This is a genomic window from Stutzerimonas sp. LR2 (assembly GCF_055755175.1).
Genome location: NZ_JBVTRR010000004.1, coordinates 155,210 through 181,434, shown reverse-complemented (window position 1 = coordinate 181,434; position 26,225 = coordinate 155,210). Strand labels below are relative to the sequence as shown.

Sequence of the window (26,225 nt, the reverse complement as noted above, 5' to 3'; positions counted from 1 at the left end):
GGCGTCTCCTATAGCTTCTCGACGTTCACCAGGAACGACTTGAATTCCGGGGTCTGGGTGTTGCCGTCGCCCACGAAGGGGGTCAGCGTATTGGTCAGGTGAGCCTTTCTCGCCACACCGGTGAAGCCCCAGTGGATCGGGATACCGACCTGATGCACGGTGCGCCCGTCCACCTGCAGCGGACGCAGGCGCTTGGTCACCACCGCCACCGCATCGATATGCCCGCGCTTGGAGCGCACCCGCACCTTTTCCCCCGCGGCGATGCCCAGCTCGCCAGCCAGCACCTCGCCGATCTCGACGAACTTTTCCGGCTGGACGATGGCGTTGAGCAGCACGTGGGTCGTCCAGTAGTGGAAGTGTTCGGTGAGGCGGTAGGTGGTCGCCGCATACGGAAACTCTTCGTAGGTGCCGAAGGTATGTCGATCTTCGGCGAAGATGCGGGCAACCGGGTTGTGGTAGGCCAGCGGATTGTCGGGGTGCAGCGGATTGTTGGGGATCGGCGATTCCAGCGGCTCGTAGTGCTCGGGGAACGGCCCCTCGCCTAGCCACTCGCTGGCGAAGAAGTGCCCGGTGCCGCTCTCGGTGAGGATGAACGGCTTGACGTCATCTTCCGGCGGCGCGGCCACGGGGTAGTCCGGTACGTCGGCACCGACCCAGCGTTCGCCGTTCCACCAGACCAGCGCACGGTTCGGGTCCCACGGCGTGCCGTCAGGTCGGGCCGACGCGCGGTTGTAGAGAATCCGCCGGTTCAGCGGCCAGGCCCAGGCCCAGCCGAGGGTGACACCGATGTCGTAAGGGTCCGAGTTGTCGCGCCGGTCCATCATGTTGCCCTGCTCGGTCCAGGCGCCCGAGTAGATCCAGCAGCCGCAGGACGTCGAACCGTCCGCGCGCAGCTCGCCGAAGTCGTTGAGCAGCTCGCCCTTGCGACGGATGATCCGCCCCTGGTCATCGATGTCCGCCAGCGCGCGGCCGTTGTATTCCTTGGCCAGCTCCGACGCGGCGGGATGCGCCGGGTCGCTGTAGTCCCAGGTCAGGTTGAGGATCGGCTCGGGGAAGGCGCCGCCCTCCTGCTGGTAGAGCTTCTGCAGGCGGTGGAACAATCCGGCGAGAATCGCCGTGTCGGTCTTCGCCTCGCCGGGCGGCGGTGCCGCCTGGTGGTGCCACTGCAGCCAGCGCGAGCTGTTGGTGATCGAGCCGTCGTCCTCGGCGAAGGTGGTGGTCGGCAGGCGGAACACCGCGGTCTGGATCTGGCTCGGATCGACGTCGTTGAACTCGCCATGGTTCTTCCAGAACTCGCCGGTCTCGGTGGCCAATGGATCCATGATCACCAGCCACTTGAGCTTCGACAGTCCATCCAGCACCTTCGCCTTGTTCGGGAAGGCCGCGAGGATGTTGAAGCCCTGGCAGAAGGCGCCGGTCATCTTGCCCTTGGTCATGTCGTTGACCGCATAGAGCACGTCGTACAGCGGCTCGGAGAGCTTCGGCAACCAGTCGTAGCACCAGTTGTTCTCGGCGCTGGCGGCATCACCGTAGAACGCCTTCATCATGCTGACGAAGAACCGCTCGTAGTGCTTCCAGTACGACACCTGGTTGGGCAACAGCGGCTGGCGCACCTTCTGCCGGATGTAGTCCTCATAGCGCTGGGCGCCAGCCGCCGGCAGCGTCATGTAGCCGGTCAGCAGGTTGGAGAGCAGGCCGATGTCGGTCAGCCCCTGGATGTTGGAGTGCCCGCGCAGCGCGTTGACCCCGCCTCCCGGCATGCCCATGTTGCCCAGCAGCAGCTGGACCATGGCGCCGGTGCGGATCATCTGCGCGCCGATGGAATGCTGGGTCCAGCCCAGGGCATAGAGGATGGTCATGGTCTTGTCGGGCGCCGCGCTCTGCGCCAGCAGTTCCCAAAGCTGCAGAACCTTGGCCTGCGGCATGCCACAGACACGCTCGACCATCTCCACCGTGTAACGGCTGTAATGCTTGCGCATCATCTGGAACACGCAGCGCGGGTGCTGCAGCGTTTCGTCGCGACGGACGAAGCCCTGCTCGTCCAGGTCGAAGTTCCACGTGGCCTTGTCGTACTGGTGGCGCTCCTCGTCGTAGCCGGTGAACAGCCCGTCGTTGAATTCGAAGCCTTCACGCACCAGGTGCGCCGCATCGGTGTAGTGCAGCACGTATTCGTGGGCGTAGCGATCGTTCTCGATCAGGTAGCTGATCAGCCCGCCGAGGAAGACGATATCGGTCCCGGTGCGAATCCAGGCGTGATAGTCCGCCACCGCAGTGGTGCGGTTGTAGCGAGGGTCGATGGAGATCAGGATCGCGTCGCTGCGCTCCTTGGCCTGCATGACCCAGCGGAAGCCCACCGGATGCGCCTCGGCCGAATTCCCGCCCATGGACAGGATGATGTTGGCATTGCGGATGTCGACCCAGCTGTTGGTCATGGCACCGCGACCGAATGAAGGGGCAAGACCTGCCACCGTCGGTCCGTGTCAGACGCGCGCCTGGTTGTCGAGTTTGAGAATACCCAGCGCCCGGGAGATCTTCTGCGTGAGGTAGGCCGTCTCGTTGGTGCACGCCGAGGCCGCCACCATGGAGGTGGTCATCCAACGGTTGACCAGCTGTCCCTGGTCATCGTGGGTCTCGAAGTTGCGGTCGCGGTCGTCCTTCATCAGGCGGGCGATGCGGTCGAGCGCCTCGTCCCAGCTGATGCGCTTCCACTCGTCGGTACCTGGCTCGCGCACCTGCGGGTAGCGCACCCGCGAATCGCTCTTGATGAAATCGAGCACGCCGGCGCCCCGTGGGCAGAGCGAACCGCGGCTGACCGGATGATCCGGGTCGCCCTCGACATGGAAGATATGGTCATGGCTGTTGATCGCGCCGTCGCCGCGCGCGTACAGCAGCATGCCGCAGCCCACCGAACAATAGGTGCAGATGTTGCGGGTGACCTTCGCACCGGTGAGCTTGAAATGCCGCACCGAGGCCAGCGCCTCCAGCGGGGCGAACCCCATCATCGCCATGCTGGAAGCGCCCAATCCGGCTGCGCCGAACTTGAGAAACTGCCGCCGGGATACTCGTGCCGTCATCGGTATCTCCTGTCATGAATGCTCGGCTCAACTGCTAGAGGGTCGACTGGGTACGGCTGGCAGAGGTTCAGACGGAATGACGGGCGGCTCTACCGCCGGAGGTGCAGGGAGGTCGGAATGCGCTGCGTCCCCGTCGGAAGCGTGACTTCGAGGGTGCACAAAGGGCCGCTTAGCGGCCCTCGCGCAACCGCTCGAGCAGCTCCCGTCCCAGCCGCTGGCGGGTGTTGCCGTAGTCGGACCAGGGGTCGTCGCTGCGCGTGCTCAGGTAGTCGCGGACGTTGCCCAGCCGCCACTGATCGGCGCCTTCCAGGTGGCGCACTTCTTCCAGGCTCACCGGCAGCGACACGCCAAGGCCGGGCCGTGCCCGCACCGAGTAGGCTGCGACCGTACTGGCGCCCTTCTGGTTGCGCAGGTAGTCGACGAAAATGCGCCCGACACGATTCTGCGGGCCCATCTTGTCGACGATCAGCTGCGGCGACTCCCGCGCCAGCCGCTCCGTCACCGAGCGCGCGAAGCTGCGCGCGCAATCCCAGTCGTGGCGCCGCTCGATCGGCACCACCACATGCATCCCGCGCCCGCCGCTGGTCTTGAGGAAGGCGCGCAACCCCAGCTCGTTCAGCAGCGCCAGGGTCAGCTCGGTAGCCTCGACCATGCTCGCCCAGGGCAGTGCCGGGTCCGGATCCAGATCGAAGATCACCCGGTCCGGTCGCTCGATGCGATCGCTGCGGGCGTTCCAGGTATGGAATTCGACGCTGCCCATCTGCACCGCCTCGATGACGGCGGTGATGTTGTCGGCCTGGATCAACCGGGCGTGCTCGGGATCGAGGTTTTTCGGCAGCGCGCGCATGTGCGGCATCTTCAACCGGCCGCAATGACGCTGGAAGAAGCTCTCGCCGCCGATACCTTCCGGCGCACGGACGATGGAAAGCGGTCGCCCGGCGAGCTGTGGCACCAGCCGGTCCGCCACCGCCAGGTAATACTCTGCCAGCGCCAGCTTGGTGGTGCCGCTGGCCTCGTCGACCACCCGCTGATGGCTGCTGATGCCGACACCGCCTACCAGTGGGCGAGCGCTGTCCTTTCGCGCGGCCATGCCTCAGCTGGCCTTCTTGCTGGATTTGCTGCTCGCCGCCGGTGCCTTGCGTGTGCGTGACGAGCTGGACGACTTGCTGGTCTTGGCCTTGCTCGCAGGCTTGGATTTGGCTGGCGCCTTTTCCGGCGCATCGTCCTCTTCGTCCGCCTCGGCGGCGCGCGCCTTGCCCGGCTTGGCAGCCAGGCTGCGCTTGAGCAGCTCGGTGAGGTCGATGACATCCGCCGAGCGGCGATCCACCGCCTCTTCCGGCCCGCCCACGGCTTCCAGCTTGCCTTCGCGCGCCTTCTTCTCCACCAGGTCCATGATCTGGTCCTGGAAGGTGTCCTTGTACTGCTCCGGCTTCCACTTCTCGGTCATGTCTTCCACCAGACGCTTGGCCATGTCCAGTTCGCGCTCGGCCAGGTCCGGATCGAGCGCTTCGTCCTTCAGTTCGAGGTATTCGACGCCGCGCACCTCGTCGGCCCAGCGCAGGGTGTTCATCACCAGCGCCTTGCCCAGCGGCATCACCACCGCCAGATGCTGCTTGTTGCGCAGCACCACGTTGGCGATGCCGACCTTGCCGGTCTGGATCAGCGTCTCGCGCAAGAGCGCATATACCTTTTCCCCGCGCCGGTCCGGGGTCAGGTAGTACGGCGTGTCGATATAGAGAAAGGAGATGTCCTTGGCATCGACGAAGGCGACGATGTCCACGGTCTGCGTGGCCTTGGGATGCGCCGCCTTGATCTCGTCGTCGCTGATGACCACGTAGTGGCCCTTCTCGTACTCGACGCCCTTGACGATGTTCTCGCTGTCGATGTCCTCGCCGGTGGTCTTGTTGATGCGCTTGTAACCGACCCGATCCATGCTTCGCTTGTCCAGCCAGTCGAAATCGATGCCCTGCCGTGTAGTGGCCGGCACCAGCGCCACCGGGATGTGTACCAGTCCGAAACTGACCGCGCCTTTCCAGATCGTGCGTGGCATACCCTGTACTCCTTCGTAGGTGCCGGCCTGCGGTCAGCCGTTGACCACGGTGCCGCCGTTGACGTGAATCACCTGCCCACTGACATAGGACGCATCGCTGCTGGCCAGATAGACGTAGGCCGGCGCCACCTCTTCAGGCTGGCCGGGCCGTTTCATCGGCACGTTGGAGCCGAATTCGGCGACCTTGTCGGCATCGAAGGTGGAGGGAATCAGGGGCGTCCAGATCGGTCCCGGCGCCACCGAGTTCACCCGGATGCCGCGCTCGGCCAGGCTCATGGCCAGGGCACGGGTGAAGGCGACGATGGCGCCCTTGGTGGAGGAATAGTCGATCAGCATCGGGTTGCCCTTGTAGGCGGTCACCGAGCTGGTGTTGATGATCGAGGCGCCTTCCTGCAGGTGCGGCAACGCCACCTGGGTCAGCTGGAACATGCCGAACACGTTGGTACGGAAGGTCTGCTCCCACTGCTCCGGCGGAATGTCCTCGAAACGATCGCGGGGATGCTGCTCGGCAGCATTGTTGACCAGGATGTCCAGCTTGCCGAACTGCGCCAGCGTCTCGTCGACGACCTTGCGGCAGACATCGCGGTCGGCCACGTCACCGGCGAAGGTCAGGCAGCGCCGGCCGTGTTGCTCGACGTCCTTGCGTGTCTGCTCGGCATCCTGGTGTTGGTCGAGGTAGAGGATGGCCACGTCGGCACCTTCGCGGGCGAACAGCACCGCCACCGAGCGGCCGATACCACTGTCGCCACCGGTGATGATGGCGACCTTGCCGGCGAGCTTGCCGGCCGCCTTGTAGTCCTCCCCGCGATATTGCGGCCGCGGGTTCATCAGCCCTTCCTTGCCGGGTTCTGCCTGCTTCTGTGGGGGTAGGGTCTGATTGTCATCGGCCATGGAAAATCCTCCGTCAAGGTAGTGAGCCTGTCTTCGGAGGACTGGAACGGCGCGCGAAAAGTTTCTGCGGGGCGATGAGAGGGCCCGGCCACGGGGCCCTCGCGGATCAGGAAAGCGTCAGGACGACACGACCACGCGGGATGCCGCTTTCGACGTAACGATGGGCCTCGATGGCCTGCTCGAAAGGAAACTGCCGGTCGACCTGCGGACGCACCAGGCGGTCGACGGTCAGTTGGTTGATGTGTTGCAGCGCGCGTTCGACGGCCTCGCGGTTCTGCTCGATCCCGAGTTCCGGCTGCCCGGTGAAGTCGCACAGGCAATGCAGGAAGAACTTGAAGTTCTTCTTGAACGCCGCGCAGACCGGCAGCGCGGTCTCGTTGCCGCCGTTCATGCCATAGAGGATCAGCTTGCCCAGCGGCGCCATGACATCGCCGAGCAGCTTCATCTGCGAGCCGCCACAGGCATCCAGTACCACCTCGACACCGCGCCCTTCGGTCAGCTTCTGCAGGCGACCGACCAGGTCTTCCTCCTCGGTGACGATCACCGTCTCGGCACCCAGTTCACGCAGGTAGTCACGGTCCTCGCTGGTGTCACAGGTGGCGATCACCCGCCCGCCCAGCGCCTTGGCCAGCTGCACGGCAGCCGGGCCGGTGCAATGCGCGGCCTGGTTGATCAGCACGTACTGACCGGGCTCCAGCTGAGCCAGTTCGACCAGGGCGAAATAGCTCACCAGCATCGGCGTATAGTGGATCGCCGCCTCGCTGGCGCTGAGCATGTCCGGGTAATGCACCAGGGCCTGCTGAGGCAGCAGCGCGTGTTCGGCATACAGCGGGTACTGATTGAGATCGTGGGCGGGGAAACCCGCCACCTGGTCGCCGACGCTGAAGCCCTGGACGCCCTCGCCCACCGCCAGCACCTCGCCCGCCACCTCGCTGCCGAGCCCGGCAGGCAGACGCGCATGGCGCGGCGCCAGGTCCTGCCGCCAGAGCACGTCGTTCCAGCTCACGCCGACGGCGCGCACGCCGATCAGGACCTCGCCCGGGCCGGCAACCGGCACCGCGCGCTCTTCCTGACGCAATACGTCGGCCGGGCCGAACTGATGAAAACGGATGATGCGGGACATTGCGACCCCTCGCTTACTACTGTGCAAACGGACTCTATCGTCAGTATCGTCACAACTCCAGCGAGCGACGCGGATTCCCATCGATAGTTGCCATGCACGGCAATGATGGGTTTGCGTATGTATCCCCGCGGGGCGCATCGCAGGTTTGTGCATTTCGAAAGCGGAATCGGGCATGCGCTCGTCTGCGCAAGCTGTCTAGAATGCAGCGACCCACCGAACCGGACCGTGGTCCGGCCACCAGGCTCGACGTGAACCAGGCATGAATCGCAACGACCTTCGCCGTGTTGACCTCAATCTGCTGATCGTCTTCGAAACGCTGATGCACGAGCGCAGCGTGACCCGCGCCGCCGAGAAGCTCTTTCTCGGCCAGCCGGCGATCAGCGCCGCGCTGGCCCGCCTGCGCGCGCTGTTCGACGACCCGCTGTTCGTGCGCACCGGTCGCAGCATGGAACCCACTGCCCGCGCGCTGGACATCGCTCAGCTGTTGTCGCCGGCGCTGGACTCGATCTCCACCGCCGTCAGCCGCGCCTCCACCTTCGACCCGGCCACCAGCACCCAGGTGTTTCGCATCGGCCTGACCGATGAGGTCGAGTTCGCCCTGCTACCGCCGCTGCTGCGTCGCCTGCGCGCCGAGGCACCGGACGTGGTGCTGGTGGTGCGGCGCGCCAACTACCTGTTGATGCCCGGCCTGCTGGCATCCGGCGAGATTTCGGTGGGCGTCTGCTACACCGAGGAACTGCCGGCCAACGCCAAGCGCAAGGTATTGCGCCGGCCCAAACCGATGCTGCTGCGGGCCGACAGCATTCCCGGCCGACTGAGCATGGAGGACTACTGCAGCCGTCCCCATGCCATGGTTTCCTTTGCCGGCGACCTCAACGGTTACATCGATGAGGAACTGGCGCTGCACGGCTGCAAGCGCAAGGTGGTGCTGGCGGTGCCGCAGTTCAACGGCCTGGCCAGCCTGCTCGCCGGCACCGATATCATCGCAACCGTCCCGGATTACGCCGCGGCCGCGCTGGCGGCCAACGGCGGCGTGCGTGCCGAGCCCTTGCCTTTCCAGACCAGCCAGGACTTCGAACTGTCCATGGCTTGGCGCGGCGCTCAGGACAACGATCCCGCCGAACGCTGGTTGCGCTCGCGTATCCAGATGTTCGTCGGCGACCCGGATAGCCTGTAGGGTGGAAAACGGCGCAGCCTATTCCACGCGTAGACGCCCTCCGACACTCTGCCTCGTCATTCCAGTGCCCTGCCCCAGCGGCTCTTTACCAGCCGGGCTAGCGCTCGGTTGGAGGAATGACCCCGGGGTCGTTTTTCCACCCTGCCGATATCGCGTCGGCCTGATGTTCGATGCCCAACCATCACCGTCAATGATATTCACCTTCGGCTCGTTCGATTTCTGCTGAACGGCTTGACCACGCAGACTCCTGCCATCAACAAATCCGACTTGCGGAGTCAAGCATGGAACGTTCGCTCAACGCCTTGCGTTTTCCCCTCATTGCCGTGGCGGTGCTGATCACCGCCGCCTGCGGCAAGGCACCGGAGGCCACCCAGTCGGGCATGCCACCGCCCGCCGTCAGCGTCGCCGAGGTCATCGAACAACCGGTGACCGAGTGGGACGAGCTCACCGGCCGCCTGGAAGCTCCGGAGTCGGTGGAGATTCGCCCACGCGTGTCCGGTTTCATCGACAAGGTGGCCTTCGAGGAAGGTGCGCTGGTGAAGAAAGGCGATCTCTTGTTCCAGATCGACCCGCGCCCGTTCCAGGCCGAGGTCAAGCGTCTGCAGGCGCAGCTGCAACAGGCCCGCGCCACCCAGCAGCGTACCGTGGCGGAAGCCGAACGGGGTGAGCGTCTGCGGCAAAAGAATGCGATCTCCGCCGAACTGGCCGATGCCCGCGTGAGTGCCGCCAGCGAAGCGAAGTCGGCAGTCGCGGCGATCCAGGCGCAGCTGGACAAGGCCCAGCTGGACCTGTCCTTCACTCGCGTGACGGCGCCCATCGACGGCCGCGTCGGCCGCGCACTGATCACCTCCGGCAACCTGGTCAATGCAGGCGAGGCCCTACTGACCACGCTGGTCTCCACCGACAAGGTCTACGCCTACTTCGAAGCGGATGAGCGCACCTACCTCAAGTACCGCGAACTGGCCCGCAATGGCGACCGCGGCGAGACCACGCCGGTCTACCTCGGCCTGTCCGACGAGGATGGCCACCCGCACCTGGGCCACATGAACTTCATCGACAACCAGGTCGACCCGCGCACCGGCACCATTCGCGGCCGCGCGGTGTTCGACAACCGCGACGGCAGCTTTACCCCCGGTCTGTACGCGCGCCTGAAGCTGGTCGGCAGCGCCACCTACGACGCCGTGCTGATCAAGGACGTGGCGGTCGGCACGGACCTGGGCAAGAAGTTCGTTCTGGTCCTGGCCGAGGACGGCACCGTGGCCTACCGGCCGGTGGAGCTCGGGCCCAAGCTCGAAGGCCTGCGTATCGTTCGCAGCGGCCTGGCCAAGGGCGAGAGCATCGTGGTCAACGGCCTGCAGCGGGTACGCCCGGGCAGCCAGGTGCAGCCGGAGAGCGTACCGATGGCCGATGCCGAGACCCTCGCGACCCTCGATCGCCAGCGCCGCGCGATCAGCGAGGCGATGAAACCGCAGGTGGTCGAGCGCACGCTGGCCCAGCGCCCGAGCAGCTGAGCATCGTTCGACAGCTGCTCTGAACCCCGGCGCGCCAGGCGCGCCCATCCGATCGATCCGCCAGGGCGCGCCCGCCGCGCCCTACCCCGGAGTGCGCCATGAATTTCTCGCAATTCTTTATCAAACGGCCGATTTTCGCCGCCGTGCTGTCGCTGGTGATCCTCATCGGCGGCGCCATCTCGCTGTTCCAGTTGCCGATCAGCGAATACCCGGAAGTCGTTCCACCCACCGTGGTGGTGCGGGCCAACTTCCCCGGCGCCAACCCCAAGGTGATCGGCGAGACCGTTGCCTCGCCGCTGGAACAGGCCATCACCGGCGTCGAGGGCATGCTCTACATGTCGTCCCAGGCGACCGCCGACGGCAAGCTGACGCTGACCATCACCTTCGCCCTCGGCACCGACCTGGACAACGCCCAGGTGCAGGTGCAGAACCGGGTGACGCGCACCATGCCGACCCTGCCCACCGAAGTGCAGCGCCTGGGCGTGACCGTGGACAAGGCCTCCCCCGACCTGACCATGGTGGTGCACCTGACCTCGCCGGATAACCGCTACGACATGCTCTACCTGTCCAACTACGCCGCACTCAACGTCAAGGACGAGCTGGCGCGACTGGACGGTGTGGGCGACGTGCAGCTGTTCGGCCTGGGCAACTATTCCCTGCGGGTCTGGCTCGACCCGAACAAGGTCGCCCAGCGCAACCTCACCGCCACCGACGTGGTCAACGCCATCCGCGAGCAGAACCGTCAGGTCGCCGCCGGTGCACTGGGCGCACCACCAGCGCCGGGCGCCACCGACTTCCAGCTGTCGATCAACACCCAGGGGCGCCTGGTGGACGAGGAGGAGTTCGAGAACATCATCGTGCGCGCCGGCGAGGACGGCGAGATCACCCGCCTGAAGGACATCGCCCGCATCGAACTGGGTTCCAGCCAGTACGCCCTGCGCTCGTTGCTGAACAACCAGCCGGCGGTGGCCATCCCGATCTTCCAGCGGCCGGGCTCCAATGCCATCGCCATCTCGGACCTGGTGCGCGAGCGCATGGCCGAGCTGAAGCAGAGCTTCCCCCAGGGCGTGGATTACGAGATCGTCTACGACCCGACCATCTTCGTGCGCGGCTCCATCGAGGCGGTGGTGCATACCCTGCTCGAGGCCATCGTGCTGGTGGTGCTGGTGGTGATCCTGTTCCTGCAGACCTGGCGCGCCTCGATCATTCCGCTGGCCGCCGTGCCGGTGTCGCTGATCGGCACCTTCGCGGTGATGCACCTCCTCGGTTTCTCGCTCAACGCGCTGTCGCTGTTCGGCCTGGTGCTGGCCATCGGCATCGTGGTGGATGACGCCATCGTCGTGGTGGAGAACGTCGAGCGTAACATCGGCCTCGGCAAGTCGCCGGTAGAGGCGACCCGCCAGGCCATGAAGGAAGTCACCGGGCCGATCATCGCCACCGCCCTGGTGCTCTGTGCGGTGTTCATCCCGACTGCGTTCATTTCCGGCCTCACCGGGCAGTTCTACCAGCAGTTCGCGCTGACCATCGCGATTTCGACGGTGATCTCGGCGTTCAACTCGCTGACCCTGTCGCCGGCCCTGGCCGCTACCCTGCTCAAGGCCCACGATGCGCCCAAGGACGGTTTCTCGCGGCTGCTCGACCGACTGTTCGGCGGCTGGCTGTTCCGCCCCTTCAACCGCATGTTCGACCGCGCCAGCCATGGTTACGTTGGCATGGTACGGCGCATCCTGCGCGGCAGTGCCGTGGCCCTGCTGGTCTACGTCGGCCTGGTGGGCCTGGGGTACATGGGCTTCGCCACCACCCCGACCGGCTTCGTTCCGCAGCAGGACAAGCAATACCTGGTCGCCTTCGCCCAGTTGCCGGACGCCGCTACCCTGGACCGCACCGAGGACGTGATCAAGCGCATGTCGGAAATCGCCGGCAAGCATCCGGGCGTTGAAAACACCGTGGCCTTCCCGGGGCTGTCGATCAACGGTTTCACCAACAGCCCCAACAGCGGCATCGTCTTCGTCGCACTGAAGGACTTCAGCGAGCGCAGGGACCAGAGCCTGTCCGCGGGCGCCATCGCCGCTGAGCTCAACGGTCAGTTCGGCGTCATTCAGGAAGCCTTCCTGGCGATCTTCCCGCCGCCGCCCGTGCAGGGCCTGGGGACCATCGGCGGGTTCCGCGTGCAGGTGCAGGACCGCGGCAACCTGGGCTACGAGGAGCTGTACACCCAGGTGCAGAACGTCATCGCCAAGAGTGCCGACTATCCGGAGCTGGCCGGCCTGTTCACCAGCTATCAGGTCAACGTGCCGCAGGTGGATGCCGATATCGACCGCGAGAAGGCCAAGACCCATGGCGTGGCCATCGACGACATCTTCGACACCATGCAGGTCTACCTGGGCTCGCTGTACGCCAACGACTTCAATCGCTTCGGTCGCACCTATCAGGTCAACGTCCAGGCCGACCAGAAGTTCCGCCTGGCACCGGAGCAGATCGGCCAGCTGAAGGTACGCAACAACCGCGGCGAGATGGTCCCGCTGTCGACCTTCGTCAACGTCAAGGACAGCGCCGGCCCGGACCGGGTGATGCATTACAACGGTTTTCTCACCGCCGAGATCAACGGCGCTGCCGCACCGGGCTACAGCTCGGGGCAGGCCGAGGCGGCCATGGAACGTCTGCTCCAGGCCGAGCTGCCCAACGGCATGACCTACGAGTGGACCGAGCTGACCTACCAGCAGATCCTCGCCGGCAACACCGCGGTCTTCGTCTTCCCGCTCTGCGTGCTCCTGGCCTTCCTGGTGCTGGCAGCGCAGTACGAAAGCTGGAGCCTGCCGCTGGCGGTGATCCTGATCGTGCCGATGACGCTGCTCTCGGCCATCACCGGGGTGATCCTGGCCGGTAGCGACAACAACGTCTTCACCCAGATCGGCCTGATCGTGCTGGTGGGCCTGGCGTGCAAGAACGCGATCCTGATCGTCGAGTTCGCCAAGGACAAGCAGGAGGAAGGCATGGACCGGCTCGCCGCCACCCTGGAGGCCTGCCGCCTGCGCCTGCGGCCGATCCTGATGACCAGCTTCGCCTTCATCATGGGCGTGGTACCGCTGGTGCTTTCCAGCGGGGCCGGCGCCGAGATGCGCCATGCCATGGGCGTGGCGGTGTTCTCCGGGATGCTCGGGGTGACCTTCTTCGGGCTGCTGCTGACCCCGGTGTTCTATCTGGTGATTCGCGCCTTCGTCGAGAAGCGCGAAGCGCGCAAAGCGGTATTCAAGGAGGCCCGCGCATGAAGTTCTTCGCCCTTTCCCTGCTCGCCCTGACCATCACCGGTTGCGCCGTCGGCCCGGATTACCGCGCGCCGCAACCGGAGCCGGCCCGGCTGCTTCAGGCCGAGCGCGGCGATCACGACCGCTCGCGCTTCGAGGCGGCCTGGTGGCGGCAGTTCGAGGACCCGACACTGGATGCCCTGGTCGGCGAAGCACTGGCTGAAAACCGCGAGCTGCGTATCGCCTATGCCCGTCTGCGTGCGGCGCGGGCTATTCGCGATGATGTCGGCAATGATCGTCTGCCCACCGTCACCGCAGGTGCGCGCGCCGATATCGGCAAGGCCCAGCAACCCGGTTTCAGCGAAGAGCGGGTGAACGCCGAGCGTTACGATCTGGGCCTGGACATGGCCTGGGAGCTGGACCTGTTCGGCCGTATCCAGCGCAGCCTGGAGGCCAGCGAAGCGCAGGCCGAAGCTGCCGAGGCCGAGCTCTATCAGCTACAGGTCAGCCTGATCGCCGAACTGGTGGATGCCTATGGTCAGCTGCGCGGTGTCCAGCTGCGCGAGCGGATCGCTCGCGACAACCTGGCCAACCAGCGCAATTCCCATGAACTGACCGAGCAGCTGCGCGAAGCGGGTGTCGGCAGCGAACTCGATGTGCTACGCGCCGACGCCCGTCTGGCGGCCACCGAGGCGAGCCTGCCACAGCTGCAGGCGCAGCAGACGCGCGCCCGCAACCGCATCGCCACCCTGCTCGGCCAGCGCGCCGATCAGCTCAGCGTCGACCTCTCGCCGCGCGAGCTGCCGGCGATTGCCAAGGCGCTGCCGATCGGCGACCCCGGCGAGTTGTTGCGCCGACGCCCGGACATTCGTGCGGCTGAACGCCAGCTGGCCGCCGCGACTGCAAACGTCGGCGTGGCCACAGCCGATCTGTTTCCGCGGGTGAGTCTGTCGGGCTTTCTCGGCTTCATCGCCGGACGCGGCTCGCAGATCGGCTCCAGCGCCGCACAGGCCTGGGGCGTAGCGCCCAGCATCAGCTGGGCGGCGTTCGACCTGGGCAGCGTGCGCGCCCGTCTGCGCGGTGCCGAGGCGGATGCCGACGCCGCGCTCGCCGGTTATGAGCAGCAGGTGTTACTGGCATTGGAGGAATCGGAAAACGCCTTCAGCGACTACGCCCGCGCCCAGGACCGCCTGCTGTCGCTGCTGCGCCAGTCCACCGCCAGCCGCGCCGCCGCACAGCAGGCGGAAATTCGCTACCGCGAAGGCACGGCGGACTTTCTCGTACTGCTCGATGCCGAGCGCGAACGGTTGCTGGCCGAAGACGCCCAGGCCCAGGCCGAAGTCGAGCTGTATCGCGGCGTAGTTGCCATCTACAAGGCGCTCGGTGGCGGCTGGAGGCCGAGCGCCTGATACCGGCTCTCTCGTTGGATCGCCTCCTGGTCGATCACTTCTGCCCCGGGTGCTGCAACGCCGCGGGGGATTTTTTTTGCCGCTCAGCAGCACCACTCTTTTGTCCGCCTCGCTCTTGAGCGAAGCACGCCGTGCCTGGCTGCCGATGAATCCACCGGCTGGCGCCAGCTTCGTCCCGTTTGTATTGTCGGAGGCGGACAACAATCCGGACTGACCCAGATGCCCCTAGGAGCGCTCATGAACCCATCCGTGTCCAGCCAGCTCCAGCAGGCACTGGCGCTGCTGCAGCGTTACCTGGGCGGGAACCTGCTGGCCGTGCATCTGTTCGGCTCGGCCGTTGTCGGTGGCCTGAAACCCGGCAGCGATCTCGACCTGCTCGTTACCGTCGCCGCCCCCCTGCCGACAGCCACGCGCCACTCGCTGATGCGCGAGCTGCTGATGATTTCCGCCTGGCCGGCCAACGAGCGAATGCGCCCGCTGGAAGTCACCTGGGTGGTACACCACTCGGTACGGCCCTGGCGTTATCCGGCAATGCGCGAACTGCAATTCGGCGAATGGCTGCGCGCCGATATCGAAGCCGGCCGCATCGAGCCTCCCCAGGAGGACCACGATCTGGCCATTCTTCTGCACCAGGCGCGCAAGAACGGCGTCTGTCTGATCGGCCCTGGCGCGGCCGAATTGTTCGACCCGGTGCCCGAGGAGGACATGCGCCAAGCCTTGCGCGACACGCTGGCGCAATGGCGCGAGCCCGCCGACTGGCAGGGAGACGAGTGCAACGTGGTGTTGGCCGTGGCGCGCATCTGGCTCACTCTGACCACGGACGCCATCGCTCCGAAGGATGTCGCAGCGATCTGGCTGCTCGAGCGTCTGCCGGATGAGCACCGTGCCGTGCTGGAGAAAGCCAGCCAGGCCTATCGGGGCGATGCGATCGAAAAGCCTGCCCTGAAACCAAAGGCGGTGGAGGCGTTCATCCGGCATGCGCAAATGCGGCTGCAGCCGTCGCAACCAACAGGAGCAGAGCGATGATGACCACCGACCAGATCGCCGCCTTCTGCCTGGCTCTGCCCGGCACCCGTGAAGATCTCAAGTGGGGCAGCAATCGGGTGTTTTCCGTGGCGGGCAACAAGATGTTCGCCGTTCTCGATTTCCTTGGCGAGAACCTGGCATTCAAGGTCCACAGCGACCTCTTCCTGGGTTTCGTGGACCGTCCCGGCATCCGCCCTGCTCCTTACCTGGCACGGGCGCACTGGATCAGCATGAGCAGTCGGCAGATCCCCATCGGTGACGACGAGCTGCGCGACCTGCTGACCCGCGCGCACCAGCTGGTGGTACGCAAGCTGCCAAAGCGCCTGCAACCCGGGCTGTTACTGGATCTGGACTGAGTCAGCGCTGGACGGATCAGTCGCAGCGAACCGACGGCGATGCACGCAGGCGATATCGAATCCTCCTGTCATTGCAGCGGCTGCGCCGGTCTCCTCCGCCCTCGGCGCTTCAGACCTGCCGGGCCAGCCGGTGTACCCGTGGCTGCTAGGCCACGGTCGCTGGGCCACCGGCAAAATGTGACGTAGTGCCGCTCCCGCCGGCTTGGCTCGGCAAAGCGCTTTAAGTCGTCACTCATCTTTGGCATAAGGAGCGGCTGAAAGCCGAGAAGCGTCCCCGCGGTCGGTCCGCATGGATGCACTGCCAACCAACCAGAATAAAGAGTCTTTCATGAAGCCGATCATTACCCTTGCCGGGCTCGTGCTGGCTGCCGCCAGCGCCTTCGCCCAGGCAGAGCCCATCGTCATCAAGTTCTCTCACGTAGTGGCCGAGGATACCCCCAAGGGCAAGGGTGCGTTGATGTTCAAACGCCTCGCGGAGGAACGCCTGCCCGGCCAGGTCAGCGTGGAGGTCTACCCCAATTCGACGCTGTTCGGTGATGCCACGGAACTGGAAGCGTTGCGCAACAACGAAGTGCAGCTGCTCGCCCCGTCGCTTGCGAAGTTCGAGCAGTACACCAAGCAGCTGCAGGTTTTCGACCTGCCGTTCCTGTTCGACGACATCGATGCCGTCAACCGCTTTCAGAAACGCACCAAGGGCAAGCAGCTGCTGCGCTCGATGGAAGACAAGAACATCACGGGTCTGGCGTACTGGCACAACGGCATGAAGCAGCTTTCGGCCACCCGCATGCTGCGCCTGCCGGGTGATGCGTCCGGGCTGAGCTTCCGCATCCAGCCGTCCGCAGTACTCGAAGCGCAGTTCGGCGCGGTGGGTGCCACCACCCAGAAGATCGCCTTCGCCGACGTCTACGACGCGCTGCGCACCGGCACCGTACAGGGCGCGGAGAACCCCTGGTCGAATATCTACAGCAAGAAAATGCACACCGTGCAGCCCTACATCATCGAAACCGACCATGGCGTGCTGGACTACATGGTGGTGAGCAACACACGCTTCTGGATGAGCATGCCGCACAAGATCCGCTTCGAACTGGAGGCGATTCTCGACGAGGTCAGCTTCATGGTGAACCGCGAGGCGGAGGAGCTGAACCAGGCCGATCGCGAGCGGATTCGCAAGGCGGGTACCTCCGAGATCGTTACCCTGACGCCGGAAGAGCGCGAGCGCTGGCGCGAAGCGATGCGCCCCGTCTGGAAGGAGTTCGAACCGATGATCGGCGCGGACATCATCAAGGCCGCCGAGACCGTCAACCGCAAGCAGCGCGACTGACGAACATCCAGATGAAAAAAGCCCCGCCAGCTGGCGGGGCTTTTTTGTGTGGCCTGCTCAGGGCTTGCCAGTGCCCGTGGATAGCAGTGGATCCTGTTCCAGCTGCTGCGCGTCCCAGCCGCCGCCCAGTGCAGCGATCAGCAGGACGCTGGCGGTCAGGCGATCCCCCAGCAGGGTCAGGTTGGTGCGCTGGTTGTTCAACGCGGTGGTCTGCACGGTGGCCACGCTGAGGAAGTCGACGGTACCTGCGCGGTACTGGTTTTCGATCAGGCGCAGGGACTCCTGTGCGGCCTCCAGCGCCTCGCGCTGCACCACCGCCTCCTGTTCCAGCACGCGCAGCTGCACCAGGTAGTTCTCCACTTCGCGGAAGCTGTCGAGCACGGTCTGGCGGTAGTTGGCGACCGTCTGGTCGTAGCTGGCCTCGGCCCGCTCCAATTCCGCACGACGGCTACCGAAGTCGAGCAGGGTCAGCGCCAGTTGCGGCCCCAGCGACCAGAAACGGTTCGGCACGCTGAACAGGTCGCTGAAGCTGCTGTTGCGATAGCCACCGCTGGCCGACAGTGTCAGGTCCGGATACCAGGCGGCTTCCGCCACGCCGATGTTGGCATTGGCGGCCATCACCTGGCGCTCGGCCGAGGCAATGTCGGGGCGCCGCTCCAGCAACTGGGACGGCACCGCCAGCGGTACATCGGGCAGCGCCGGGATGTACTCGCGTACGGCGATCTCCAGCTCCGACGGCGCGACGCCCACCAGCACCGCGATGGCATGCTCCATCTGCGCCCGCTGCCACTTGAGGTCGATGGCTTGCGCCTGGGTACTCTTGAGCTGCGTCTGCGCCTGGCTGACATCGGACCGGGGCACGATGCCGGCGCGGTACTGGTTCTCGGTCAGCCGCAGCGAGCGCGCATAGGCTTCAACGGTCTGGTCGAGCAGCCGCTGGTGTTCGTCGATCACCCGCAGCTGCAGGTAGGTCTGCACCAGCTCGGCCTGCAGGCTCAGGCGAGCCGCCGCAAGGTCCGCCGCGCTGGCCTGCATGTTCGCCCGATTGGCTTCGAGGTTGCGCCGCAGCCGGCCCCAGATGTCGGCCTCCCAGGATGCGCTCAGGCCCGCTTCGTAGGTTTCGCCGACACCACTGGCAAAACTTCCGCTGGTGGTATCCGAGCGGCTGCCACCCTGCGCCGAGCGCGTGACGCCTGCGTTGCCGGAGAGGATCGGAAACAGCTGCGAGCGCGCGCCACGAACCAGTGCCCGCGCCTGACGGAACTGCGCCTCGGCCGCGGCGAGGTTCTGGTTCGAGACATTCAGCCGCGCCACCAGCGCATCGAGTTCGGCATCGCCGTACAGCCGCCACCACTCGCCCCGTTGCAGCGCATCGGCCGGCGCGGCGGGTTTCCAGCCTTCGGCCTGCTTGAATTCGCTGGCCACAGGCAGATCCGGTCGCTGGTAGTCGGGGCCGAGCGTGCAGGCTGCCAACGACAGCGTGAGCATGGCTACCGCCAGGGGGCGCAGGACATGGTTCAGCAATGAGGGGTGCAACGACGACGAGTTCATAGCGAGTTTTCCAGGGCGGCATCGGTGCGCACACCGCGCCAGCTGTTGAAACGGTGGCGCAGACGATCCAGGTACAGATAGACCACCGGCGTGGTGTAGAGCGTGAGGATCTGGCTCAGCAGCAGACCGCCGATGATGGTCAGACCCAGCGGCTGGCGCATCTCGGCCCCTTCCGCACCGCCGAGCAGCAGCGGCAGCGCACCGAGGATCGCCGCCATGGTGGTCATCAGGATCGGTCGGAACCGCAGCAGACAGGCGCGATGGATCGAATCGGCGGGCGACAGCTTGTCCTGGCGTTCGAACTGCAACGCCAGGTCGATCATCAGGATCGCGTTCTTCTTCACCACCCCGATCAGCAGGAACAGCCCGAGCAGCGAAATCAGGCTGAACTGGTCGCCGGTAAGGATGATCGCCAGCAAGGCGCCTACCCCGGCCGAGGGCAAGGTGGAGAGGATGGTCAGCGGATGGATGTAGCTTTCGTAGAGGATGCCCAGCACGATGTAGACCAGCAGCAAGGCGCCGAGAATCATCAGCGGCTGGCCTTCCTGGGTCGTCTGGAACGCGCTGCCGGTGCCGCCGAGCCGCCCCTGCACCTCGCTCGGCAGTCCGATGGCCGCTACCGCGCGTTCGATGGCCAGCGTCGCCTGGTCGAGGCTGACGCCGGGGGCCAGGTCGAAGTCGATGTTCTCGGCGGCGAACTGCCCATCGTGGCTGACCCGATCTTCCTCCAGGCTGCGCTCGTAATGGGCGAAGGCCGCCAGCGGCACCCGCCGGCCATCGCCGGTGACGACGTGGATCTGCTCCAGCACCTCGGGGTACTGCGCGTAGCTCGGGTCGATCTCCATCACCACCTGATACTGGTTGAGCGATTCGTAGATGGTCGAGATCTGCCGCTGGCTGAAAGCATTGTTGAGCAGCGTGGTCACTGTGCTCATGTCGATGCCCAGGCGCTTGGCCGCGTCACGGTCGATCTTCAGGCTGATCTGCTGCGCGCCCTCGCCGTCGTTGGCGTCAATGCTGGTAAGCTCCGGCAGTTCGGATAGCGCCCGGGTTACCCGCGGTACCCAGGTACGCAGGTCGTTGAGATCGCTCGCCAACAGCGTATAGGCGTAGGCCGAGCTGCTCTGCCGACCACCGCCAAACTGCAGGTCCTGGTCGGCCATGAGGAACATGCGTCCACCGGGCACTTTCGGCTGGTTCTTGCGGATGCGCTCGATGACCTTCTGCGCCGAAATCTTGCGCTCGCCAAGCGGTTTCAGCCGCACGATCATGAAGGCATTGTTGATGCCGCCCTGCCCGCCGATGAAGCCGGCCACGCTTTCCACCGCCGGGTCGGCGAGGACTGCCTTGCGGAAGATTTCCATCTTCGGCTGCATGACCTGGAACGACATGCCGTCGTCACCGCGGATGAAACCGGTGATCTGTCCGGTGTCCTGCTGCGGCAGGAAGGTCTTGGGCACCTGCACGTAGAGCACCACGTTCAGCGCGATGGTCGCCAGCAGGCTCAGCAAGGTGATGCGCCGATGACGCAGCGCCCAGCTCAGCGAGCGATCGTAGTAGCGCAGCAGCCATTGATGGGCGTCGTGGCTCCAGCGCTGCAGACGCCCTTCCTTCTCCGGTTCGTGCGGTTTGAGCCAACGGGCGCAGAGCATCGGCGTCAGGGTCAGCGAAACCACCAGCGACACCAGGATCGCCGCGGCCAGTGTGATGGAGAACTCGCGGAACAGCCGCTCGACGATGCCGCCCATGTAAAGGATGGAAACGAACACCACCACCAGCGACAGGTTCATAGACAACAGCGTGAAACCCACCTCGCGGGTGCCGACGTAGGCCGCCTTCAGCGGTGGCATGCCGTCGTCGATATGCCGTGCGATGTTCTCCAGCACCACGATGGCGTCGTCCACCACCAGGCCAGCAGCCAGGATCAATGCCATCAGCGACAGCACGTTGAGCGAGAACCCGAACAGGTACATGACGGCAAAGGTGCCCACCAGCGACACCGGCACCGCCAGCGCCGGGATCAATGCGGTGCGCAGGCGGCCGAGGAACAGGAACACCAGCACGATGACCAGGCCCACCGCGATCAGCAGCGTGCGCTCGGCCTCGTGCAGCGTCGCGCGAATCACCGGCGAGCGATCCATGGCGATGTTCAGGTCGACGCTGCCCGGCATGATCGCCTGCAGGGCCGGCAGCTCGCGGCGGATGCCTTCGATGGTCTCGATGATGTTGGCACCGGCCTGGCGGTTGACGATCAGCAACACCGCCTGCTCGTTGTTGAAGAAGCCGCTGTTGTAGCGATCCTCCACCGAATCCCGCACCCGTGCCACGTCGCCGAGACGCAGCGCGGCGCCATCCTGGTAGCGGATGATCAGCGGCGTGTAGTCGGCCGCCTGGTGCAGCTGGTCGTTGGCGCGCACCTGCCAGTGCTGATCGGCGTCCTCCACCATGCCCTTGGGCCGGCGCACGTTGCCGTTGGCGATGGTCTGGCGCACCTCGTCCAGCGACACACCGTACTGCTCCAGCTGCTGCGGCTGCAGTTCCACCCGTACCGCGGGCAGCGAGCTGCCGCCGACCTGGATTTCGCCGACGCCGGACACCTGCGACAGCTTCTGCGCCAGGATGGTGGAGCCGATGTCGTACAGCTCGGCCTTGCCCAGCACCTCCGATGTCAGCGAAAGCACCATGATCGGTGCCTGGGACGGATTGATCTTGCGGTAGGTGGGCATGCTGCGCATCCCGCTGGGCAACAGGTTGCGCGAGGCGTTGATGGCGGCCTGCACGTCGCGGGCAGCGCCGTTGATATCGCGATCCAGATCGAACTGGATGATGATCCGGGTCGAGCCCTGGCTGCTGCGACTGGTCATCTGGCTGACACCGGCGATGCTGCCCAGCGAGCGCTCCAGTGGCGTAGCCACACTGGAGGCCATGATCTCCGGGCTGGCGCCAGGCAGGCTGGCCTGCACGGTGATCACCGGAAAATCCATGTTCGGCAGCGGCGACACCGGTAGCAGGCCGAAGCTGACTCCACCCAGCAGCAGGATCGCCAGGCTGAGCAGCATGGTCGCCACCGGGCGGGCGATGAACGGGGCGGAAAGGTTCATGCCTGCCCCCGCGCGATTGCAGTCCGGCTCACGCTTGCGCCTCCGCCAGCGGCTCGCGACGGCGCCCGAAGCGCTGGCCGAGGCGGTCGAAGAAGAGGTAGATCACCGGTGTGGTGAACAGTGTCAGCAGCTGGCTGAGCAGCAGGCCGCCCACCAGCACCAGGCCGAGCGGCTGGCGCAGTTCAGCACCGGATCCGGATGCCAGCATCAGCGGAATCGCACCGAACAGCGCCGCCAGGGTGGTCATCAGGATCGGCCGGAAGCGCAGCAGTGCCGCGCGGTAGATCGCATCCTGCGGGCTCATGCCTTGCTGCCGTTCGGCCTCCAGGGCAAAGTCGATCATCATGATCGCGTTCTTCTTGACGATGCCGATCAACAGGATGATGCCGATGATCGCGATCAGCCCCAGGTCGTTGCCGGTCAGCAGCAAGGCGAGCAAGGCGCCTACCGCTGCCGAGGGCAGCGTCGAGAGGATGGTGATCGGGTGGATGTAGCTCTCGTAGAGCACGCCGAGCACGATGTACATGGTCACCACCGCGGCGAGAATCAGCAGCAGCGTGCTCGACAGCGAGGCGCGGAACGCTTCCGCGGCGCCCTGGAAGCGCGTCTGGATGCCGGCAGGCAGGCCGATCTCCTGCTCCACCGCCTCGATCACCTGCACCGCCTTGCCCAGCGACACGCCACTGGCCAGGTTGAACGAGAGCGTCACCGCCGGGAACTGGCCGATATGGTTGATCAGCAGCGGGGCGTTGCGCTGCTCCAGCGTCGCCAGGCTGGACAGCCGTACCGGCGTGCCACCTTCGCTTTGCACGAACAACTGTTCCAGCGCCTGCGGACCCAGGCGGTTGCCCGCCTCCGCTTCCAGCACCACGCGGTACTGGCTGGCCTGGGTGAAGATGGTGGAAATCTGCCGCTGGCCGAAGGCGTCGTACAGCGCATCGGTGATGTCCGCGACCTGGATACCCAGTCGCGCCGCCGCGTCGCGATCGATGTCCAGGTAGATCTGCAGGCCATTGCTCTGCAGGTCGCTGGCCACGTCGGTCAGTTCCGGCCTTTCGCGCAGGGCCTCGACCAGGCGCGGCGTCCACTCCTGCAGCAACTCGCTATTCGGCGTTTCCAGGCTGAACTGGAACTGCGTGCGGCTGACGCGATCCTCGATGGACAGGTCCTGTACCGGCTGCAGATACAGCTCGATACCCGGCACCTTGGCCAGCTCCGGCCGCAGGCGATCGATCACCTGACTGGCGGTCAGGTCGCGCTCGCCGTGGGGCTTGAGGTTGATCAGCAGACGCCCGCTGTTGAGCGTGACGTTGTCGCCGTCCACACCGATATAGGACGACAGACTGTCCACCGCCGGGTCGGCGAGGATCACCCGGGCCAGTGCCTGCTGGCGCTCGCTCATGGCGCGGAAGGAGATCGATTGGGGCGCCTCGCTGATGCCCTGGATGACGCCGGTGTCCTGCACCGGGAAGAACCCCTTGGGTACGGCGAGGTAGAGCACCACCGTCAGCCCCAGCGTGGCCACCGCCACCAGCAGGGTCAGGGTCTGGTGGCGCAGCACCCAGGTCAGCCAGCGCGAGTAGCCGCCGATCAACCGCTCGACCCAGTCCGGCTTGGCCTCGGCGACACTGTGCGGCTTGAGCAGCTTGGCGCACATCATCGGCGTCAGGGTCAGCGAGACCACCAGCGAGATGAGGATGGCCACCGCCAGGGTGATGGCGAACTCGCGGAACAACCGGCCCACCACGTCCTGCATGAACAGCAGCGGGATCAGCACGGCGATCAGCGAGAAGGTCAGCGAAATCAGCGTGAAGCCGATCTGCCTGGCACCCTTGAGTGCGGCATTGAGGGGTGTCTCGCCCTCTTCCAGATGCCGCGCGATGTTCTCCAGCATGACGATGGCATCGTCCACCACGAAGCCGGTGGCGATGGTCAGCGCCATCAGCGTCAGGTTGTTCAACGAGAAGCCGCACAGGTACATCACGGCGAAGGTGCCGACCAGCGACAGCGGCACCGCGATCGACGGGATCACCGTGGCCGACAGCTTCTTGAGAAAGACAAAGGTCACCATCACCACCAGGAAGGTGGCGAGCATCAGCTCGTGCTGCACGTCCCGCACTGCAGCGCGGATGGTCTGGGTGCGGTCGGTGAGCACCACCACGTCCAGCCCGGCCGGCATGCTGGCCTTCACTTCCGGCAACAGCGCCTGGATGCGCTCGACCACCTCGATGACGTTGGCGCCCGGCTGGCGCTGGATGTTCAGCAGCACCGCCTGGCTGTCATTGGCCCAGGCGGCCAGGCGCTCGTTCTCGGCACCGTCGACGATATCGGCGACGTCCTTCAGGCGCAGGGCCGCACCGTCCTGGTAGGTCAGGATCAGCTCGGCGTATTCCTCCGGTGTCTTCAACTGGTCGTTGGCATCGAGCATCGACACCCGGGTCGGCCCGTCGAAGTTGCCCTTGGGCTGGTTGACGTTGGAGCTGGTGATCAGCGAACGCACGTCTGCCAGCGACAGCCCATAGGCCGCCAGCGCCTCGGGGTTGGTGCGGATACGTACCGCCGGGCGCTGACCGCCGGCGATGCTGACCATCCCCACTCCGCTGATCTGCGCCAGCTTCTGCGCCATGCGCGTATCGACCAGATCGTGCAGCTTGGGCAACGGCAGCGACTCGGAAGTCACCGCCAGCGTCAGTACCGGCGTGTCGGCCGGATTGACCTTGTTGTACACCGGCGGTGCCGGCAGGTCGTTGGGCAACAGATTGTTCGCCCCGTTGATCGCCGCCTGCACCTCCTGCTCGGCCACATCCAGTGCGACATCCAGCGAAAAGCGCAGGGTGATCACCGAGGCGCCGCCGGAACTGGTCGACGACATCTGTGCCAGCCCCGGCATCTGGCCGAACTGGCGCTCCAGCGGCGCGGTCACGGCGCTGGTCATCACCTCCGGGCTGGCGCCCGGATAAAGCGTCATCACGCGGATGGTCGGGTAATCCACCTGCGGCAGCGCAGCCACTGGCAGCAGCTTGTAGGCGATCAAGCCGGCCAGCAGGATCGCGACCATGCTCAGCGTGGTCGCGACCGGGCGCAGGATGAACAGGCGGGAGATGTTCATTGTGCCTCGCGCTCCGCGGCCTCGCCGCCACCGAGCACCGGGTTCTCGGCGGCCTCTTCGGCCATGCGGCGACTGCCGACCACTTCCACCTCGGCACCGTCACGCAGTCGGTCGGTCCCCTCCATCACTACCCGCTCACCCACCTCGAGCCCCTCGAGCACCACCGTCGTCTCGCCGTTGCTCGGCCCGGCCTTGAGCAGACGCAGCTGAACCTTGCTGTCCTCGCCAACGACGTAGGCGAAGGTGCCGCGCGAGCCGAACTGCAGCGCCGCGGTCGGAATCAGCACGGCATCGCGCAGGGTTTCGACCCGCAGGCGAACATTGACGAACTGGTTGGGGATGAGCAGTTCCTGCTCGTTGTCGAAACGCGCCTTCAGCCGCAGGGTGCCGGTGGTGGCGTCGATCTGGTTGTCGATGCTCTCCAGCACGCCCTCGCCGAACATGACCTTTTCACCACGGTCGCAGATCTGCACCACGAGCTTGTCGCCCTGGCGGTAGCGGGTCAGCACCGGCAGCAGATCGCCTTCCGGCAGCGTGAAGCTGATCGACATCGGTTGTGTCTGGGTGATCACCACCAGCGGCGTGGTGTCGTTGGCAGCGACCAGATTGCCGACATCGAGCTGTCGCAGACCGACGCGGCCATCGATGGGCGCGCGGATCTGGGTGAACTCCAGGTTCAGTCGCGCTTCGTTGACCGCCGCCTGATTGGCCGCCAGGGTGCCCTGGTACTGGCTGACCAGCGCTTCCTGGGTATCCAGGGTCTGCTTGGCGATGCTGTCGTCGGCGTACAGCCCGCGATAACGCTCGAAGTCGACCTGGGCATTCTTCAGCTGCGCGCGATTCTGCTGCAGGGTGCCTTCCGCCTGCTGCAACGCCACCTTGTAAGGGCGCGGATCGATCACGGCGAGCAGATCGCCCTTCTTGACGCGCTGTCCCTCTTCGAAGCGCAGCTCGACCAGCTCGCCCGCCACACGGCTGCGCAGGTTCACCGTGTTGAGTGGCGTGACGCTGCCGAGTGCCTTGTTGAACACCTCGAACTCGCCCTGCTCCACCTTGGCGACTCGCACGGGAACCGCCCCGCCGAACGCACCGAAGCCCGGACGCCCGCCCGGGCGCTGCGGCGCTTCGTTGTTGGGAGCAGGCCACAGCCACCAGAGCAGCGCTGCGATGGCAATGACGACGAGGATCAGGAGCGCCCAGCGGAGGCTGGAGCGCGCGGGAGTGGGATGCGTCTCGGACATGAACGGAGTTCGCTTGAAAAGGAGCGTGAACCATAAGCAG

16 protein-coding genes are annotated in these 26,225 nt (G+C 65.6%); 7 read left to right on the top strand and 9 right to left on the bottom strand.

Annotation, left to right across the window (positions count from 1 at the left end):
- Window positions 1-8: 8 nt before the first annotated feature.
- The 5 genes from fdnG to ACVRRC_RS15250 all read right to left on the bottom strand — a co-directional run bounded on the left by fdnG (window position 9) and on the right by ACVRRC_RS15250 (window position 7,138).
- Window positions 9-3,074: a formate dehydrogenase-N subunit alpha gene (gene fdnG / locus ACVRRC_RS15270; RefSeq protein ID WP_472997185.1), complete on the bottom strand. Its 3,066-nt coding sequence runs from the start codon at window positions 3,072-3,074 to the stop codon at window positions 9-11.
- A 169-nt stretch (window positions 3,075-3,243) separates the two neighbouring features.
- Window positions 3,244-4,164 carry a non-homologous end-joining DNA ligase gene (ligD, locus tag ACVRRC_RS15265; protein ID WP_019406123.1) on the bottom strand — a complete coding sequence of 307 codons (921 nt, stop codon included), beginning with the start codon at window positions 4,162-4,164 and terminating at the stop codon, window positions 3,244-3,246.
- A gap of 3 nt (window positions 4,165-4,167) precedes the next feature.
- On the bottom strand, window positions 4,168-5,124 hold the full coding sequence (ku, locus tag ACVRRC_RS15260) for a non-homologous end joining protein Ku (protein WP_014596735.1): 957 nt from the start codon (window positions 5,122-5,124) through the stop codon (window positions 4,168-4,170).
- Window positions 5,125-5,157: 33 nt separating this feature from the next.
- The gene (locus ACVRRC_RS15255; RefSeq protein ID WP_011913295.1) at window positions 5,158-6,015 is read right to left on the bottom strand and encodes an SDR family oxidoreductase; all 858 of its coding nucleotides are present in this window, start codon (window positions 6,013-6,015) and stop codon (window positions 5,158-5,160) included.
- A 106-nt stretch (window positions 6,016-6,121) separates the two neighbouring features.
- Window positions 6,122-7,138 carry a zinc-dependent alcohol dehydrogenase family protein gene (locus ACVRRC_RS15250; RefSeq protein ID WP_011913296.1) on the bottom strand — a complete coding sequence of 339 codons (1,017 nt, stop codon included), beginning with the start codon at window positions 7,136-7,138 and terminating at the stop codon, window positions 6,122-6,124.
- Window positions 7,139-7,397: 259 nt separating this feature from the next.
- Between ACVRRC_RS15250 and ACVRRC_RS15245 the strand changes: the two genes are divergently transcribed.
- The 7 genes from ACVRRC_RS15245 to ACVRRC_RS15215 all read left to right on the top strand — a co-directional run bounded on the left by ACVRRC_RS15245 (window position 7,398) and on the right by ACVRRC_RS15215 (window position 17,183).
- Window positions 7,398-8,315, top strand: a complete 918-nt coding sequence (locus tag ACVRRC_RS15245) for a LysR substrate-binding domain-containing protein (protein WP_013982836.1) — start codon at window positions 7,398-7,400, stop codon at window positions 8,313-8,315.
- 281 nt (window positions 8,316-8,596) lie between these two features.
- Window positions 8,597-9,826 carry a multidrug efflux RND transporter periplasmic adaptor subunit MexE gene (gene mexE / locus ACVRRC_RS15240; protein WP_011913298.1) on the top strand — a complete coding sequence of 410 codons (1,230 nt, stop codon included), beginning with the start codon at window positions 8,597-8,599 and terminating at the stop codon, window positions 9,824-9,826.
- 98 nt (window positions 9,827-9,924) lie between these two features.
- The gene (locus ACVRRC_RS15235) at window positions 9,925-13,095 is read left to right on the top strand and encodes an efflux RND transporter permease subunit (RefSeq protein WP_013982838.1); all 3,171 of its coding nucleotides are present in this window, start codon (window positions 9,925-9,927) and stop codon (window positions 13,093-13,095) included.
- The gene (locus ACVRRC_RS15230; protein WP_472997184.1) at window positions 13,092-14,480 is read left to right on the top strand and encodes an efflux transporter outer membrane subunit; all 1,389 of its coding nucleotides are present in this window, start codon (window positions 13,092-13,094) and stop codon (window positions 14,478-14,480) included. Before ACVRRC_RS15235 ends, ACVRRC_RS15230 begins: the two co-directional genes overlap by 4 nt.
- A 237-nt stretch (window positions 14,481-14,717) precedes the next feature.
- On the top strand, window positions 14,718-15,506 hold the full coding sequence (locus ACVRRC_RS15225; RefSeq protein ID WP_472997183.1) for an aminoglycoside adenylyltransferase family protein: 789 nt from the start codon (window positions 14,718-14,720) through the stop codon (window positions 15,504-15,506).
- The gene (locus tag ACVRRC_RS15220; RefSeq protein ID WP_045159131.1) at window positions 15,506-15,862 is read left to right on the top strand and encodes an MmcQ/YjbR family DNA-binding protein; all 357 of its coding nucleotides are present in this window, start codon (window positions 15,506-15,508) and stop codon (window positions 15,860-15,862) included. The genes ACVRRC_RS15225 and ACVRRC_RS15220 overlap by 1 nt, the downstream gene beginning before the upstream one ends.
- A gap of 328 nt (window positions 15,863-16,190) precedes the next feature.
- Window positions 16,191-17,183 carry a TRAP transporter substrate-binding protein gene (locus ACVRRC_RS15215; RefSeq protein WP_013982843.1) on the top strand — a complete coding sequence of 331 codons (993 nt, stop codon included), beginning with the start codon at window positions 16,191-16,193 and terminating at the stop codon, window positions 17,181-17,183.
- Between the two features lie 57 nt (window positions 17,184-17,240).
- Here ACVRRC_RS15215 and ACVRRC_RS15210 read toward each other — a convergent pair whose 3' ends face one another.
- From ACVRRC_RS15210 to ACVRRC_RS15195, 4 genes are read right to left on the bottom strand one after another with little or no spacing between them, the layout of a single operon-like run.
- The gene (locus tag ACVRRC_RS15210) at window positions 17,241-18,734 is read right to left on the bottom strand and encodes an efflux transporter outer membrane subunit (protein WP_472997182.1); all 1,494 of its coding nucleotides are present in this window, start codon (window positions 18,732-18,734) and stop codon (window positions 17,241-17,243) included.
- Entirely contained in the window at window positions 18,731-21,835 is a 3,105-nt protein-coding gene (locus tag ACVRRC_RS15205) for an efflux RND transporter permease subunit (protein ID WP_186416537.1), read from the bottom strand. The genes ACVRRC_RS15210 and ACVRRC_RS15205 overlap by 4 nt, the downstream gene beginning before the upstream one ends.
- Before the next feature lie 28 nt (window positions 21,836-21,863).
- A complete protein-coding gene (locus ACVRRC_RS15200; RefSeq protein ID WP_186416538.1) occupies window positions 21,864-24,944 on the bottom strand; it encodes an MdtB/MuxB family multidrug efflux RND transporter permease subunit in 3,081 nt (1,026 codons plus the stop codon).
- Window positions 24,941-26,185 (bottom strand): MdtA/MuxA family multidrug efflux RND transporter periplasmic adaptor subunit, encoded by a 1,245-nt coding sequence (locus tag ACVRRC_RS15195; RefSeq protein ID WP_472997181.1) that lies wholly within the window; start codon window positions 26,183-26,185, stop codon window positions 24,941-24,943. The genes ACVRRC_RS15200 and ACVRRC_RS15195 overlap by 4 nt, the downstream gene beginning before the upstream one ends.
- Between the last annotated feature and the right edge of the window lie 40 nt (window positions 26,186-26,225).